The sequence below is a fragment of the Egibacter rhizosphaerae genome, from assembly GCF_004322855.1.
Classification (GTDB): domain Bacteria; phylum Actinomycetota; class Nitriliruptoria; order Euzebyales; family Egibacteraceae; genus Egibacter; species Egibacter rhizosphaerae.
Genome location: NZ_CP036402.1, coordinates 2,594,641 through 2,610,111 on the forward strand (window position 1 = coordinate 2,594,641; position 15,471 = coordinate 2,610,111).

The window sequence follows — 15,471 nt, forward strand, 5'->3', positions numbered from 1 at the left end:
TGGGTGACGACGACGGCGCCAGCCGACCAGTGGCAGCGGCGCGAGCAGACCGTGTCGGTCGATCGCGCGTTCGCGAGCCAGACGCGCGCGCAGATCCACGAGCGGCTCCTGGCCGACGGCGAGCCCTGGAGCGTGCGGGAGGTCGCCGACGCGTTCGACCTGCACCCCAACGTCGCCCGCAGCCATCTGGAGCTGCTGGCCGACGCGGGCCTGTTGTCGGTGGGCCGGCGCAAGCATCCCAGCGGCGGACGACCCGCGAAGGTCTACCGCGCCGACGACGGCGCCCCGGCCGCGGCGACGACCGGTGTGCTGCCGGGGGCACGCCTGCAGGTGGCGTTGCTGGCCGCGCTCGCGGACGCGCCCGCGGAGGGGGAGCCCCGCCCCGCCGACGCCCGAGCCCGGGCGATCGCGGTCGCCGAGGGACGACGGCTCGCCGAGGAGTTCCCGGCCGACCTCCCCGACCCGCCGTCGCAGGACCTCGAGGCGGCCGTGCGGTCGGGCCTCGGCGCGCTCCGCCCGCACGCGCCCCAGGCCCGTGTCGTGGGTGCCGGGGATGACCACGTCGACGTTGCGGGGGTCGCCACCGCATTCCAGCTCGTGCGGGAGCAGCGCCCCGAACTCGCCGATGCCCTCGAGCGTGGCCTGCTCGAGGGCGTCTTCGCCGGCTCGGAGCTGCCCGTGTCGGTGAGCGACGGTCCCGCACGCGAGGGTGAGCCGGTGCGCCGCCTCCGCCTCGCGCGCGGAGGGTCGGAGGGGCCGCTCATCGCGCGACGGCTCGACGCGCGCGCCCTCCCAAGGGAGAGCGGCGTGGTGCGCGCGATGCGCGAGATCACGGCCCTCGATCCCGGTGAGGTTCTGGAGGTCATCGCCGGAGGGCCGGGCTCGCCCGCCGCGTTCGCGCGATGGGCGGACCGGGCGGCGCACCAACTGCTGGCGGTCGAGCGCGCGACCGACGAGCAGGGGCGACCCGGCATCCGGTTGCTGATCCGCAAGGGCGACCGGTGAGCACCGCGGCGCGGAGGTCGCGCCGTCGCGCGCTGCTGGTCTCCCACCATCCCGCCCGTGAGCTGCGGACCGCCCGCCGGTGGGCCCGCGAGGGCGACGACGTGACCGTGGCGCTGCTCGACGCGGCGGTGGCCTGCGCGCGGCCCGGTCACGTCGACGGCCCGGCGCTACGGGCGGCCCGTGCCGATGGCGTGCGGGTGCTCGCGCATGACGCGGCGCTCGCGCGTCGCGGTCTGCGCGCCCCGGTCACCGAGGTCGAGGTATGCGACACCGAGACGCTCGCGGTGCTGGTGGCCGAGGAGGCGGAGGCGGTGGTGTGGCTGTGATGTTGGCGGCGGTGGTGCTGCTGTGACGTCGGCGGGTCGACGCGTGGTGATCGTGCTCGGCGGCTGCGACGAGTCGGCGAGCACGGCCCTCGATCTCGCCGAGCGGCTGCACGCGCGCGGGCACCGGGTGAGCGTCGCCGCGCACGGCGAGGCGACGGAGCTGTCGCACCACGGCAGCCACGCCGCCGAGCGGATCTCAGGGCTGTTGCGTCGCGGGGTCGAGCACGCGCCGGTCGACTGGGTCGTCGACGGCGCCTCCGGCTCGGGCGTCGACGGCGCGTCCGGACCGGGCGAGCGTGGGCACGTCGCCGGGGTGGTCGAGGGCGATGCCGGCGAGCTGTGGGCGCTGGTCCGCGCCGCCGACGTCGTTCTCTCCCCGGGCTCGGGGGGCGGTCCCGGGTCGGGTACCGGCGAAGCGTGGCCCGCCGACCCCGGCGGTCGGGAGCAGTCCGACGTGCCCGACCAACCGGGGGACGGCCGCGCCGACGGAGTCGAGCGGGAGCCCGGTGCGCCCGACCAACCGGGGCACGGCCGCGCCGACGGCGCCGGGGAGGAGCGCTGATGGCGCGACAGGTCGTGGCGATCCTGCGGCGGGGGCCCGCGGCGTGGTGCGTCCGGGATCCGGCACTCGACGCGACCGCGTACGCCTTGGCGGTCGACGTGGATCTCGTGCTCGTGCTCCGCGGTGACGCGGTGGAGCATGCGGTCGCCGGCCCGTCCGGGCGCGAGACGAGCGTGCTCGCGAGCTCGGCCGCGGACCTGCGCGGGCTCGTCGAGTCCGGGGTGCGGGTTCAGGCCATCGCCGAGGACGCCGCCGCGCGCGGCCTCGGCGTCGCGGCGCTCGTCGACGGCGTTGAGCTGCTCGAGGTGGACCGGCTCGCGGGATGCCTCGCCGAGGCCGACGCCGTGCTGAACTGGTAGCTCCCAGGCCCTCGGATGGCGGGGAGAGTCTGCCGCGGAACTCCCGGCGGGACCCGGTCGGGGCGCTCCGGACCCCCCTGGACATGCAAGCGGCCCGGGCCACTGGGCCCGGGCCGCGAGGCATCTCGCGCCCGCCGTTCCTTACTCTCGGCCTCGGATCACCGGAGGTGGTCCGAGTGGGTGGGTGTGACGAGCTCCCACGGACGCCGGGCGGGCGACGAGGTTGGATTCGCGAGGCACCTCAGAATCCGGTCGGATGCCTCAAGCTTCGTACGACCGGGAGACGCCTAGCGCCTCGTCACCTCGACCGTCACAGCCGTATCGGAATGCATTGACTGGACCACCTCCTTTCCGTCGTGATTCAGAGCATGACAGTCGCAGCGCCGCACGGCAACGATCGGTGGTCCACATGCTCCCACCTGACCGATCGACGACCCCCACCGAGGGCGGTTGCCGGCGCCTCTCTCTGGCTGCGAGCTGTCGCGCGGGCCCACGGTGCGGGACGCCGGCGACCCCATACCGCCGCGTCCCGGAGCTGCAGCGCGCGCGGGCCCCGGTGCGCGGCTGCAGGGGTCGCCCGCGCTCGCCACACTTGCGGCATGGATGCGAGCCCGCTGGTCGACACACCCGCCTACGTGCGCGACAACACCGGCGCGGTCGTCGTGACCGGCGCCGACCGGTTGAACTACCTGCAGTCGCTGCTCAGCCAGGACGCCGAGCGCCGAGAGGCCGGCGACGTGGCCGACTTCCTCTACCTCGACGCGAAGGGCAACGCCAAGGCCACCGGTCGCCTCGTCGTGCGCGAGGACGACGTGCTGCTCCTCACGCCCCCCGACGTCGCGGCACCGCTGGCCGACGAGCTGGCGCGGTACACGTTCCTGCTCGACGCACCCAACGAGGACCGGTCGGCGGACTGGGTCATCGCGCGGGCCCGTGGTCCAGAGCCCGTTGACGGCTCCGCGGTCGGGGCGCCCGACGCGCCGATGCGGGCTCGTGTCGGCGTGGATGGCGTGGTGCTGCGGGACCGGTCCGGCGGAATCGATCTCGCCGGCCCCGCTCCCTGGGTGGCCGAGGCGGCCGAGTCGCTCGGATTGCCCGAGGCGGAGGCCGAGGACTGGCACCGCTGGCGCATCGCGTTCGGCGAGCCGGCTTGGGGCGCCGAGATCACCACCGGCCGTCGCCCGCAGGAGCTCGGCCTGCTGCCCACCCACGTGCACCTCGACAAGGGCTGCTACCCGGGCCAGGAATCGATCGCGAAGACGTACAACCTGGGTCGTCCACGGCGGTCGCTCTGCGTGGTCGAGTTCGACGCCCCGGTGACCGCGGGCGCTGCGCTCGACGCGGGCGGCAAGCAGGGCGAGGTCACCAGCGCCGCACCCGACGGAGCCGGCTCGATCGCGCTCGCGCTCGTGCCGGTGGACCGGGAGGGCGCGCTCCGCGGAGAGGGGGAGGTCACCGTCGACGGTGTGTCCGGGCGAGTGCGGTCACGCGTCGGGGAGGGGCTGCCGCAACCCGGCGCCGAGCGCCAGCCGGGCTCGGCGCGCTGAGCGCGAACCGGTTTCGCGGCGCGCTGCGTACTACGCTCGTCCGTATGCGAATCGTGACCGTCTGCTTGGGCAACATCTGCCGATCGCCGACCGCGCAGGCCGCGATAGAGGAAGCGCTCGCCGAGGAGGGGCTCGACGCTCGCGTCGAGGTCGACAGCGCGGGGACCAGTCGCTACCACGAGGGTGAGCCCCCGGACTCCCGGATGCGCCGCGCCGCGCAGGAGGCGGGCCTACACCTGCACGGCAAGGGCCGCAAGGTCACGCGTGAGGACCTTGAGCACGCCGACCTCGTCCTCGCGATGGATCGCGCGAACCTGCGGGACCTGCAGCGCATGGCGCCCGAGGATGCCCAGGAACGGATCCGGCTGTTCCGCGAGTTCGATCCGCAGGCGCCCGCCGACGCGGAGGTGCCCGACCCCTACTTCGGAGGGCCGCAGGGCTTCGAGGAGGTCGTTGAACTCGCCCGCCGGGCCGCCCGCGGCGTCGTCGCGCACGTCCGTGGCGAGCTGGAGGCCGCGTGACCGCCCCGACGGCGCCCGCGCAGGTTCGTGGCGGGCCGGAGGCCGCGTGACCGGCCCGACGGTGTACCGCCCGGGCGGACCTCGGTGCACTCATGCACACGATCCCGCCCGGACCGACAGCGGCGCAGTCTGTTCGGGCGGAGGCATGTGCACTGGTGCACACGAGCCCGCCCGGACAGCGCCACGCATGCGCTAACCGGACACTCATGCGACTCCCCGACCTGCCCGAAGGGCTCACCGCTCGCGACGGCCGTCCGCTCGGCGGCGGCTCGATCTGCGACGTCTGGCGCGTCGAGCTGACCGACGGCCGGGCCGCGGTGCTGAAGCGCACGCCCTACCCCGCGGGGGTCGAGGCCGACGGGCTCGCCGCGCTCGCCGCCGCCGGCGCCCCCGTCCCGGCCGTGCTGGGGGTCGGGGACGACGTGCTCGTGCTCGAGGAGGTCGGAGCGGGCCCGCCGGGCGAGGCCGAGTGGCGGGATCTCGGCCGTGCGCTCGCGGGGATGCACGCCGATACGGGAGAGGCCTACGGCTGGCATCGGGACAACCTGATCGGCAGCCTCCCGCAGGCCAACGACCCCGATGACGACTGGCCGCGGTTCTACGCGGAGCGGCGGCTGCGTCCGTGGCTCGGCGCCACCGCCCTACCGAAGGAGCTGCGGCGCCGCCTCGAGCGAGCCCTCGACGGGCCGCTGCAGGACCTGCTCGCGACCGGCAACCCCCCGAGCCTCGTCCACGGAGACCTGTGGAACGGCAACGTTGTCGACGGTCGGTGGCTGATCGACCCCGCGGTGCACCGCGCCGACCGCGAGTTCGAGCTGGCGTTCGCCGACCTGTTCGGGGGCTTTCCCCCGGCGTTCCACGAGGGGTACGCCGAGACGTGGCCACTCCCCGAGGGGTGGCAGCGCCGTCGCCCCGCGTTGCAGCTCTACCACCTGCTCGTGCACGTGGAGCTCTTCGGTGCCGGCTTCGCCGGGGCGGTGGGCAGCCGGCTCGACGCGCTCGGCTGGTAGCGGGGGCGAGGCTCGGTCGTGACTACCGGTCGTGGTCCGGTAGTCACGTTCGGTCGGGGCCAGATCGTGACGTTCGGGTGGGCGCCCATGGGTGTCACGCGGTCGCGCCCGCTCGGGGCGAGGGATGCACGTGTCGCTCGTGGTGCAGTTACCCGCGAGGGCGTTTCGGCGCTGACGGTCACCCGCGTCGGCGCGGGCTGCTGTACCGCGACGGGACTCCGGAGGTGGGCGGCTCCTGGCCGTGGTGCGGTTACCCGCGCCCGCGCGGGTAACCGCACGGTGGCTCGGGTGTGCGGGGGAGGGCTGCGCGCTCGTGGTGCAGTTACCCGCGCCGCGCCGCGGGATGGTGCGGTTGCCCGCGCAGGCGCGGGGAGGTGTACGCCGCGTCAGGGTGGGGGGTCGCGAGCCATCGCGACGCGGCGGCGGAGGCCCCGGCGGGCGACCGATGTGCTGGCGGGCGAGGCCTCGGCGGCGGCGGCAGCGGCGGACGAGGCCCCGACGAGGGAAACTCGCGCACCGACGGCTACCCTGCGGGTCGGCGACCGACTCTCGGGGAGTCTTCGCGGGTCGCTGTCACGTCACCTGTCACCTGTCACGGCACTGGGGAACGCACGATGAGCGATGTGGTCGAGATCTTCGTGGAGATCCCGAAGGGATCGCGCAACAAGTACGAGTGGGACACCAGGAGCGGCCGGTTCAAGCTCGACCGGATGCTCTTCAGCGCTGTCCACTACCCGGGTGACTACGGGTTCGTGTCCAACGCGTGGGGGGAGGACGGCGACCCGCTCGACGCGATGGTGATCCTGTCCGACCCGACGTTCCCGGGCTGCACGATCGACGCCCGCGTCGTCGGGGTCTTCTACATGACCGACGAGAAGGGGCGGGACACGAAGATCCTCGGCGTGCCCGACAGCGATCCGCGCTGGTCGTACGTCAAGGAGCTCTCGGACGTTCCCAAGCACCTCCTCGACGAGATCGCCCACTTCTTCTCGATCTACAAGGACCTCGAGCAGGAGGGGGTGACCATCGAGGGCTTTGGCAGCCGCGAGGACGCCCTCACCGAGCTCGAGGCCGACTACGAGCGCTTCCGCAACCTGCCCCGCGCGCCGATCATGCCGTGGGAGGTCGCGTTCACGCCTTGAGTGATCCGGGGGCGACCGGCCTCGTCCGGGCGACCCTGGCCGCTACGTCGACCCGCTACCTCGACCCGCTACGTCGACCCGCTACGCCGAGGGCACGTCGACGTCGGTGCCCGGGGGAGCGAGCTCGGCGGCCCGCCCCAGCCACGCGGCCGCCACCCGTCGGTCGAGGCGCACGGGCACGGTGGTCGTTTGACGTTCGTGGACGATCTCGACGCGGACGAGCCCCCAGGCGCTCGGCTCGCTGGCGCGCACCCGCTCGACCGTTCGCCAGGCCAACTCCGTGGGCGCCGCACCCAGCTGCACCGCGAACCCGATCGGGCTGACGGCTGCCCGCGCGCTCGCCAGGCGCCAGAGCCACCGCCCCGCGAACACGACCGCGGCGAGCAGCAGCAGCACCAACGTCAGGCTGAACAACGTCGGCAGCTGCCCGACGACCGCAGCGAGCAACGCCGCGATCACGATCCCGGGGACGACGACCGCGGCCGCCGCGGCACGTCGTAGCGCGGCTCGTGGCTCGACCCACGTCCATCCGGTCTCGTCGGTGACCGCCCGGGTCCGCGGCCCGCGAGCGGCGACACCCGAGCGCGTCACTAGCGGCGTCGCCGCCGACCGAACAAGCCGCCCCGTCGGTCGTCGCCCTCGCTCCGCTCGTCGCGGCGGGGAGGTGACCGACGCGCCTGCCGCGCGGGGTCGCCCGTCGGGTTCCGCGTGCCGCTGGGTGGTGGCGCGCCGCGGGCGGGCGGGTCGTCGAGACCGGCGAATTCGGCGAGCAGCCGCTCGCGGTCGGGAGCCCCCTCGGGTCGGCCGCCTTGCGACCCGGCCTCCCCGACTCCCGTCTCGCCAGCAGCCGCGTCCCCACCGGCCGCGTCGCCGGCGGCAGCCGCGTCCCCGCCGCCCGCACCGCCAGCCGCCCGCTCGCCGGGCGCACCCGCTTGCGTGTCGGCGTCCCCCCGGTCGACGACCTGCACCACCCCGGCCGTGACGAGCCCGTAGACGATGCGCGCGGTCTCGACCTGCCCGTAGCCCGCTTCCTCGGCGATCTCGGCCACGGTCGCACTGCCGTCGATACGGGTGAGCAGCGACCACTCGTCGGGGGTGAGCGCCAGCTCGGCGCCCGACTCACGCGGCACGAAGTCGACGACCGAGTCGAGCGACCCGAGCGCGTCGCGGATGACCTGCCACTCCTCGCAGCGGCGCGTGGCCTCCATCAGGAGGTTCTCCACGCTCGTGTCGAGCGCCATGTCCTCGTGGGTCTCGACGCCGGGGTCGAAGGCCCACCAGCCCTCGCGCCACGCGAGTAGCGCGCTCACCGAGTCGGTGATCTGATCGACGACGTACTCGCGGAGCGTCCTGCGGTCGATGTGGCCCTGCTCGACGAGCAGCTCCCCGAGCCGGCGGCGCTCCCGCAGGCCGCGCTGCATCGCGAGCGCATCGTCCAGCTGGTGCTGGGTGAGCAGTCCCGCGCCGGTCAGCCGGTCGCCGAGGCGGGCCCGCGCCTCGGGGGCACTCGCGGTGAGCACCGCGCCGTCGCGCATCCAGACGCGAGCGGTGTGCGCGTCCGATCCCAGGGTCAGCCGCCCGGTCGCCCGACGAGCGGCCAAGTCGCGGAGCAGCTGGTCTGCGCCGCGTCCCGCCAAGTCCCCGGCTCGGGCGTCCACATCGGCAGCTTAGCAGCGCTCTCCAGGGTCCTCGTGCTCAAGGTCCGACGCGGCGATGCCGATCACGTACCGTGATGAATCGGGTTGTGCGGGTCGCGATCGCGGGCTGCGGGCTCGCTGCGTTGCCGCTCCTCGCGGCCGCGGCCCCCGGGGCGATCGCGTCGATCGACGAGGTCGAGGAGCAGGTCGAGGAGGCCGAGGAGCAGGCCGAGTCCACGCGCGAACGCCTGCGGGAGGCCGAGGAGGCCGCCGACGTCTCGCGTCAGGAGGCCGAGGAGGCGCAGGCGCGGGTCGTCGAGCACCAGGAGGCCTTCGACGAGGCGGTCGCGGCGTACGAGGAGGCCCGCGGCCACTACGAGCAGGTCGCCGGCGAACGCGATCGAGAGGTCGATCGCGTCGAGGCGGCGGCCGAGGCCCAGGCCGAGCAGGCCACGTCGTTCGGCGAGCACTTGGCCGAGGTCTACAAGCGCCCCCCGCAGGACCTCGGCATGATCGAGCTCGTCCTCGCGAGCGAGGACGCTGCCGACGCGCTGCACCGCGCGGACCTCGTCGGCCGGGCGGCGGAGCTCGGCGCCGATCGGCTCCTCGCGGCGCGCGACCTCGAGGAGCGCACGACCGACGAGGCACAGCAGCACCACGTCGTCGCCGTCGGGCTCGACGACGCCGCCGACCGCTTGCAGGAGACACAGGAGCAGCTCGACTTCGCGCTCGCGAACGCCGAGGAGGCCGCGGCCCGCGCCGAGAGCGACGCGATCCGCGCGGAGCAGGCGGCCGCGGAGGCCGGCGAGGACCTGGAGGAGGTCGAGGGTCGGGTCGAGGCCGCCCGCGACCGGGTGCAGGCCGTGCGACGACGGGTCGAGGCGGCGGAGGCCGCCGAGGACGCCGAGCCGCCCCCGGCGGTCGACGGGATGGTCTGCCCGATCGGCAGCCCGCACGGGTTCACCGACTCGTGGCTGGCGCCGCGCCCCGGAGGTCGCCAGCACCAGGGCATCGACATGTTCGCCGAGCACGGGATGCCGATCTACGCGGTGGAGGACGGCCAGGTCAGGACCTCGAGCAATCGTCTCGGCGGGCTCGTGATCTACCTGACGGCCGACGACGGCGATCGCTACTACTACGCCCACCTGTCCGAGCTGCACGTCGACACCGGCAACCGTGTCGAGGCGGGCGAGCAGATCGGCGCGAACGGCGACACCGGGAACGCGCGCGGCACTCCGCCGCACCTGCACTGGGAGCTGCGGGTCGGGGGCGACGAGCGCGTCAACCCGTATCCGCTGGCCCGCGACCTGTGCAGCCCCGACGGGCCGGGACACTAGGCGCGCTCGCAGCGCCCGGCCCACCAGCTTCGACCGTGATTGTCCGCCCCACCGAGTCCGCCGGCCGGTGGAGCCTCCGCGTCCGCACGGGGGCTTTACACTGCGGCTCGCGCAGGGCGTCCACCGCGACCGGGGGCGCCGGACCGGCAAGGGAGCCTCGATGAGCGGAGCCGAGGGGGAGACCTGGGCGGGCACCGGCCGCCGGCGGATCGATCGCGTCACCGATCCGTCGTTGCCGAACCAGATACCCGAGCTGCCGACCGGGCGGGTCCGCCAACTGCGGGACGAGTGCCGAGAGGAGGAGGCGCGCCTCTCGTACACGCGGCGGCTGCTGCACGGGCGGCTGGACATCGCCCGCGCCGAGGCGTTGCGACGCAGCGGCGACGATGACGACATCCTCGCGCGCCTCCCGGAGATCCTGGCCGGGGACGAGAATTCGCGCGGCGCGGCGCGGGCGCTCGGGTTCTACGAGCCGGGCGAGCGCGAGGGCCGGCGCGTGGAGGACCGTGTCCTCGACGATTCCGCGCTGGCGCAGCTGCCCGAGTTCGATGAGCGCGGGCTGGCCGAGTTCCTCGCCGAGATCGAGGAGGTCGAGCGGCGCGTGAGTGAGCAGCGGCGGGTCGTGCTGGATCATCTCGACCGGCTGCAGGCGGAGCTCGTCGCACGCTATCGCGACGGCCGTGCACACATCGGTGAGGTGGTGTCGCCGTCAGCGCCGTCCGGTGGGGACCGCGCCGGCGATGACGACCGGGGCTAGTGCCTCCGGGCCCGCGGTGCTCGCCGTCGAGGCGACCCGGGACGGGTTCGTCGAGGCGCGCCACCGGGCCCACGTGGCGCTCGCGACCGCCGAGGGGGAGCTCGTCGGCGGGGCCGGCGACCCCGCGGTGTGGTGCTATCCCCGTTCGGCGGTGAAGCCGCTGCAGGCGGCCGCCTGTGTCGAGGTCGTCGGCCAGTGGCTCTCGGGCCCGAGCCTCGCGATCGCGTGCGCGAGCCATGAGGCGAGCATCGACCACCAGGTCGAGGTCGCCCAGGTCCTCGCGCTCGGCGGGCTCGACGAGGACGCGCTCGGCTGCCCGCCGGCGTGGCCGGCGGACATGCCGGCGGTGCGCGAGCAGGAGCGGCCTCTGCGGCTCGCGCACAACTGCTCCGGCAAGCACGCGGCGATGGCGTGGGCGCAGACGGTCGCGACCGGACGGCCGGACGGCTACCGCGATCCCGACAGCCCGATCCAGCAGCGGGTCACCCACGTGCTCGCCGAGGCGTGCGGCGTGCGGCCCGAGGGGCCCGGGGTCGACGGCTGTGGCGCGCCCGCGTGGCGGCTCCCGCTGGACGGACTGGCGAGGGCGATGGCGCGGCTCGTGGCGGCCCCCCGCGGCCCGCTCGCGCGCGTGCGCGAGGCGATGGGCGCGTACCCGCTGCTCGTTGGGGGACCGCAAGCGCCCGACAGCGCGCTGATGCTCGGCGACGAGCGCGTGCTCGCGAAGCGCGGCGCTGAGGGGACGCTCGTCGCGGGTGTGCTCGCCCCCGCGGGCCCGGTCGGGATCGCGGTCAAGGTCGAGGACGGGGCGGGTCGAGCGGCGGGTCCGGTCGCGGCGGCGGCGCTGGCGTCGGTGGGTGCGCGCGTGCCCGACGGCGTGCGTACACCGACCGTGCTCGGTGGGGGCGAGCCGCACGGGTCGCTCGCCCCCACCGACGCCCTGACGGCCGCACTGGGTCTCTGAACCGGGCTCTGAACCGGGCAACCGTGACCCCGGGTCGGCGTGGGCTACCCCTCTGGGGCAGCGTGAACTGCTTGCAAAAGTTTAAGAAGTGGATAACTTCGGGAAGCATCAGGGAGGGGCACGGGCCGTCCGGGGGAGGTCGCGCCAGTGGAACCGAGTGAAGCGCCCGGCGCTGCCGCCGCGACCGTCCGCGAGGTCGGGAGCTACATCCGCGAGCAGCGCAAGGCCGCGCAACTCAGCCTGCGCAAGCTCGCCCGCATGGCCGACATCAGCGACCCCTACCTGTCCCAGATCGAGCGCGGGCTGCGCAAGCCGTCCGCCGACATCCTCCAGCGCGTCGCCGACGCGCTCGAGGTGAGCGCCGAGACCCTGTACATCCAGGCCGGGATCCTCGACGAGCCGAGCGACGACCTCGGCGAGCGGATCCTCGCCGACCCGCACCTCACCGAGGTGCAGAAGCGGGCGCTGCACGAGATCTACCGCTCGTTCCGGGCGTCCGGTGAGGCCGAGGGGACGGGGGATGCCGCCTCGCGGTGAACCCCACCGACACGCCGGATGAGCGCCTACCGCCCCGCACAGCCATCCGTTATCCGCACGAGAGGAGCTGCACCATGCCAACGATCCCGAACTTCAACGAGTTCACCGAGCAGGCCCGCAAGCGCACCGACGAGGTGGCCGGCCAGGCCCGCAAGACCGTCGACGAGGTGGCCGGCCAGGCCCGCAAGGCGGTCACCGAGACCGCCACCAACGTGCGTCGGGCCGCCGATGCCGCGGGCTCGGACACCGAGCGCACCGTCACGACGGTCCTGCGCGACGGCGCGTACGCGACCGTCGGCGCCGGCGACGCGGTCGTGCGCCAACTGCGCGAGGTCGGTGAGCGGCTGCGCGCTGCCCGCACCGAGGCGCCCGAGGCCGTCAAGCAGACCGCCGACCCCGAGCAGGTCGAGCAGCGCGTGCAGGAGCTGCGCGAGCAGGCGCAGCGCGAGTACGAGCAGCTGGTGGCTCGCGGGCGCACCGTGGTGGACCGTCTCAGCCACAGCCCCGTGACCGAACGGGCCCGCGAGCAGTCGAAGCAGGCCCAGGCGCAGGCCAAGGGCGTCGTGACCAGTGCCCGCAAGACGGTCGACACTGCCACCGAATCCGCCGAGAAGACCGTCGGCCGGGCCCGCCAGCAGGTCGGCGAGGTCCGCGAGCAGGCGGAGCGGACCGGCGAGCAGGCCGAGCAGACCGTGAGCCACGCCAAGGGCGCCGCGACCGCGACCCGGACCGCGGCCGAGCGCACCGCCGAGGCCGCCAGCCACGCGGCCAGCACGGTGGGCACCGGCCCTCCCGTCGAGGGGCTGCTCGAGGACAGGACCGTGGCCGAGCTGCGCGAGCTCGCTCGCCAGCACGACGTCCCGGGCCGGACCGGCATGAACAAGGCCGAACTCATTCGCGCACTCGAGCAGTACCAGTAGCCCACCATCCGCGGGCACGAGCTGCTCGCGGGGACCGCGGCCCCGGTGTGGCGTGCATGCATGCCGACACTGGGGCCGTTCGCGCGCGGTTCGCGTGTGCGCATCGGGCCCGTTCGCCGGCGGCTCGCGTGCGCGCGACGGGGACCGTCGAGAGCGCTGGCGTGTGAGCGAGCGGCGGGTAGGTATCCTCGGACGGGTCCGTGCCCTGCCATCCTGGATGCCTGCCGTCCCGGACGATTGACACGGCCGCTACGAGTCGAACCCCGGCTCGTCGCCGCAGGGCACGTGTTGACCGACAACCGCGGACGAGGAGCGCGCGTGCGGGTCGAGGACGTGGCGGGACCGGCTGCCTGGCCACACCAGCCGACGCCCGACCTCTCCGGGACACGCGTCGGGCTGCTCAGCGTGCACACGTCGCCGCTCGCCCAGCCCGGCACCGGCGACAGCGGCGGCCTCAACGTCGCCGTCTGCGCGCTCGGTCGTCAGCTCGTGCGCTGCGGCGCGACCGTCGAGGTGTTCACCCGCGCGACCGACGACGCGTCAGCGGGAACGGTCGAGATCGGCGACGGCGCGCGGGTGCACCACGTCCCCGCGGGTCCTCCGGAGCTTGCCAAGCATGAGCTCGCCAACCATCTCTGCGCCTTCTACCTGTCGATGGCGGTCGACCCGATCGCTCACGAGCTCGACCTCGTGCATGCCCACTACTGGATGAGCGGCTGGGTCGCCCGCAAGCTGCGCCAGCGTCACGGCGTCCCGTTCGTGCAGAGTTTCCACACGCTCGCCCGCGCGAAGAACGCGGCGCTGGCGCCCGGGGACGCGCCGGAGCCGGCGCTGCGCACGACCGCCGAGGAGCGCATCGCTCAGGAGGCCGACGCGGTCCTGGCCTCCACCGAGGACGAGGCCTCGCTCCTGCGTACCTGCTACGGCGCGAGCGCCGGCAGGGTGCGGGTCGCCCCGCTCGGGGTCGACACCGAGGTGTTCGCGCCCGACGCCGCCGACCGGGAGCGCACCCGCGTCGAGCTCGGCGTCGACGGACCCCTGTTGCTCTTCGTGGGCCGCCTGCAGCCCCTGAAGGGCCCGGACGTCGCCATCGAGGCCCTCGCGGCGCTGCGCGAGCGCGAGCCGGCCGCGCAGTTGGTCGTGGTCGGCGGCGCCAGCGGCACCGGCGTCGGCACGACCGACCCGCAGGGGCTCGCGAGCCTCGCCCGCCAGTGCGGGGTGGAGGACGCGGTCCGGTTCCTGGAGCCCCGGCCGCAGCGGGCGCTCGCCAGCCTCTACCGGGCCGCCGACGTCGTGCTCATGCCCAGTCGCTCGGAGTCGTTCGGCCTGGTAGCGCTCGAGGCGCAGGCCTGCGGCACCGCGGTCGTCGCGGCCGACGTCGGAGGACTGCGAGCCGCGCTGGGGGAGGGCGCGGGTCGGCTCGTCCGCGGTCACCGGCCCGAGGACTACGCCGCCGCGGTCTCCAGCCTCGTGAGCGAGCCCGACCGCCTCGCGGCCGCCGGCCTCGCCGGGGCCCGGCACGCGCAGCGGCTCGGCTGGGATCGCGCGGCCGCGGCGGCGGCCGGGGTCTACGCTGAGGTTCTCGACGAGGCACGCGCCGAGCCGGTCGAGGCGGTCGCGGACGCGCACGCCGGCGCCTGCTGAGCGGAGGCCACGATGCCCGAGGACGCCACGCGCGACGTCGTGGCCGCCTGGGTCGACGCGCAGCCGGAGGACCTGCAGGCCACCCGGGTCAGCCCGACCGGGTGGGACCTCATGCTCGCCGGCGACCACAAGCGCACGATCCCGGTGCACCTCGAGCTCGGCGAGCACACCCTCACCCTTCAGTCGTTCTTCATGCGCGCCCCCGACGAGAACGCCGAGGAGCTCTACGAGTACCTCCTGCGCCGCAACCTGCGCACCTACGCGCTGCGGTTCGCGCTGCACCCCGACGGGGACGTACTGCTCGTCGGCGTCCTGCCCCACACTGCGGTGACCCACGAGGAGCTCGACCGCCTCGTCGGTCAGCTGCTCACCGCCGCCGACGAGGCGTTCGTCCACGCCCTGCGCACCGGCTTCGCCTCGTACATCGAGCGCGAGCAGGAATGGCGCGCCCGCAGCGGCCTGCCCCGCAACCCGATCTCCTAGCCATGGCCGCCCAGCCCGGACCACCCGATCAACCCGAACGATCTGGTCAGCCCGCCCCGCCGCAGGCCGTGATCGAGTGGTTCGTCGACGAGCTGCGCCTCGATGCCGCCAGCCCGGTCGCGGTGAGCGCGACTTCCGCCACGGTCGATGCGCTGCGTTCGCGCTGTCCCCGGGTTATCGAGCCCCGTGATCCGGCGGCGGCCCGCCCCGTGTGGCCGGTCACCGACGGGGGCGCGTCGGCGGTGGTGCTCGCGGGGATCAGCGACCACACGACCGCGCGCGACGCCCTCGACGAGGTGTTGCGGGTGCTGGTGCCGGGCGGGCGGATCGGGGTCGCCGAGGTCGTGCTCGACGGTCGCGACGGCCGTGTGCGAAACCTCGAGCGCATGCTTGACCCCCGCGTCGAGGAGGGCCGCCGCGAACGTGTGCGGGCGTGGCCGGCGGCCCTGGAGGGCGACCGGAGGTTCGCCCGCCTGCGCTGGCAGGTCTTCCAGCACGTCGAACTGCTCGGGCCCGAGGCGGTCGCCGGCCGCTTCCTCGCGCTGCCCGAGGTGGCGGCGCTGCCCGACGAGGACCGGGAGGGCCTGGACGCGCAGCTGGCCCGGGCCGCGGCGGAGGAGGCCGGCGACGACGGGCTCGTCGAGCTGGCCTACCGCATCGACGCCGCCTGGACCTCGCGGGCGGAGGGGTGAGCGACCGCGCCGGTCGCAGTTAGGCTGA

At 74.7% G+C, this 15,471-nt stretch carries 18 protein-coding genes; 16 read left to right on the plus strand and 2 right to left on the minus strand.

The window, feature by feature from the left end; genetic code table 11:
* The first annotated feature begins 3 nt into the window (after window positions 1-3).
* From ER308_RS12150 to ER308_RS12185, 8 genes are all read left to right on the plus strand, one after another.
* The gene (locus tag ER308_RS12150) at window positions 4-1,005 is read left to right on the plus strand and encodes a helix-turn-helix domain-containing protein (protein ID WP_131155237.1); all 1,002 of its coding nucleotides are present in this window, start codon (window positions 4-6) and stop codon (window positions 1,003-1,005) included.
* The gene (locus ER308_RS12155) at window positions 1,002-1,331 is read left to right on the plus strand and encodes a hypothetical protein (RefSeq protein ID WP_131155238.1); all 330 of its coding nucleotides are present in this window, start codon (window positions 1,002-1,004) and stop codon (window positions 1,329-1,331) included. Before ER308_RS12150 ends, ER308_RS12155 begins: the two co-directional genes overlap by 4 nt.
* A gap of 43 nt (window positions 1,332-1,374) precedes the next feature.
* A complete protein-coding gene (locus ER308_RS12160) occupies window positions 1,375-1,893 on the plus strand; it encodes a hypothetical protein (RefSeq protein WP_131155239.1) in 519 nt (172 codons plus the stop codon).
* Window positions 1,893-2,252 (plus strand): DsrE family protein, encoded by a 360-nt coding sequence (locus tag ER308_RS12165; RefSeq protein ID WP_131155240.1) that lies wholly within the window; start codon window positions 1,893-1,895, stop codon window positions 2,250-2,252. The genes ER308_RS12160 and ER308_RS12165 overlap by 1 nt, the downstream gene beginning before the upstream one ends.
* Window positions 2,253-2,851: 599 nt before the next feature.
* A complete protein-coding gene (gene ygfZ / locus ER308_RS12170; protein ID WP_131155241.1) occupies window positions 2,852-3,799 on the plus strand; it encodes a CAF17-like 4Fe-4S cluster assembly/insertion protein YgfZ in 948 nt (315 codons plus the stop codon).
* Window positions 3,800-3,843: 44 nt separating this feature from the next.
* Entirely contained in the window at window positions 3,844-4,320 is a 477-nt protein-coding gene (locus ER308_RS12175; RefSeq protein WP_131155242.1) for a low molecular weight protein-tyrosine-phosphatase, read from the plus strand.
* 206 nt (window positions 4,321-4,526) lie between these two features.
* The gene (locus ER308_RS12180; protein ID WP_165492040.1) at window positions 4,527-5,330 is read left to right on the plus strand and encodes a fructosamine kinase family protein; all 804 of its coding nucleotides are present in this window, start codon (window positions 4,527-4,529) and stop codon (window positions 5,328-5,330) included.
* A gap of 614 nt (window positions 5,331-5,944) precedes the next feature.
* Window positions 5,945-6,472 (plus strand): inorganic diphosphatase, encoded by a 528-nt coding sequence (locus ER308_RS12185; protein ID WP_131155244.1) that lies wholly within the window; start codon window positions 5,945-5,947, stop codon window positions 6,470-6,472.
* A gap of 81 nt (window positions 6,473-6,553) precedes the next feature.
* Here the strand turns inward: ER308_RS12185 and ER308_RS12190 are convergent, their stop codons facing one another.
* Both ER308_RS12190 and ER308_RS12195 read right to left on the minus strand, forming a co-directional pair.
* Window positions 6,554-7,063 carry a hypothetical protein gene (locus ER308_RS12190; RefSeq protein ID WP_131155245.1) on the minus strand — a complete coding sequence of 170 codons (510 nt, stop codon included), beginning with the start codon at window positions 7,061-7,063 and terminating at the stop codon, window positions 6,554-6,556.
* A complete protein-coding gene (locus tag ER308_RS12195) occupies window positions 7,063-8,130 on the minus strand; it encodes a DUF4388 domain-containing protein (RefSeq protein ID WP_131155246.1) in 1,068 nt (355 codons plus the stop codon). The genes ER308_RS12190 and ER308_RS12195 overlap by 1 nt, the downstream gene beginning before the upstream one ends.
* 74 nt (window positions 8,131-8,204) lie before the next feature.
* Here ER308_RS12195 and ER308_RS12200 point away from each other — a divergent pair, with 74 nt between their 5' ends.
* The 8 genes from ER308_RS12200 to ER308_RS12235 all read left to right on the plus strand — a co-directional run bounded on the left by ER308_RS12200 (window position 8,205) and on the right by ER308_RS12235 (window position 15,443).
* Entirely contained in the window at window positions 8,205-9,446 is a 1,242-nt protein-coding gene (locus tag ER308_RS12200) for a M23 family metallopeptidase (RefSeq protein ID WP_131155247.1), read from the plus strand.
* A 160-nt stretch (window positions 9,447-9,606) separates the two neighbouring features.
* Window positions 9,607-10,203 carry an RsiG family protein gene (locus tag ER308_RS12205; RefSeq protein WP_131155248.1) on the plus strand — a complete coding sequence of 199 codons (597 nt, stop codon included), beginning with the start codon at window positions 9,607-9,609 and terminating at the stop codon, window positions 10,201-10,203.
* Complete coding sequence (locus ER308_RS12210) at window positions 10,187-11,167, plus strand: asparaginase (RefSeq protein WP_131155249.1); 981 nt, start codon at window positions 10,187-10,189, stop codon at window positions 11,165-11,167. The genes ER308_RS12205 and ER308_RS12210 overlap by 17 nt, the downstream gene beginning before the upstream one ends.
* Window positions 11,168-11,314: 147 nt before the next feature.
* Complete coding sequence (locus tag ER308_RS12215) at window positions 11,315-11,704, plus strand: helix-turn-helix domain-containing protein (protein WP_131155250.1); 390 nt, start codon at window positions 11,315-11,317, stop codon at window positions 11,702-11,704.
* Window positions 11,705-11,778: 74 nt separating this feature from the next.
* Window positions 11,779-12,624, plus strand: a complete 846-nt coding sequence (locus tag ER308_RS22820; RefSeq protein WP_131155251.1) for a Rho termination factor N-terminal domain-containing protein — start codon at window positions 11,779-11,781, stop codon at window positions 12,622-12,624.
* Window positions 12,625-12,942: 318 nt separating this feature from the next.
* Window positions 12,943-14,268, plus strand: a complete 1,326-nt coding sequence (locus ER308_RS12225) for a glycosyltransferase (protein WP_205745587.1) — start codon at window positions 12,943-12,945, stop codon at window positions 14,266-14,268.
* Between the two features lie 12 nt (window positions 14,269-14,280).
* The gene (locus ER308_RS12230) at window positions 14,281-14,751 is read left to right on the plus strand and encodes a YbjN domain-containing protein (RefSeq protein ID WP_131155253.1); all 471 of its coding nucleotides are present in this window, start codon (window positions 14,281-14,283) and stop codon (window positions 14,749-14,751) included.
* Window positions 14,752-14,753: 2 nt separating this feature from the next.
* Window positions 14,754-15,443 (plus strand): hypothetical protein, encoded by a 690-nt coding sequence (locus ER308_RS12235; protein WP_131155254.1) that lies wholly within the window; start codon window positions 14,754-14,756, stop codon window positions 15,441-15,443.
* The last annotated feature ends 28 nt before the right edge of the window (window positions 15,444-15,471 follow it).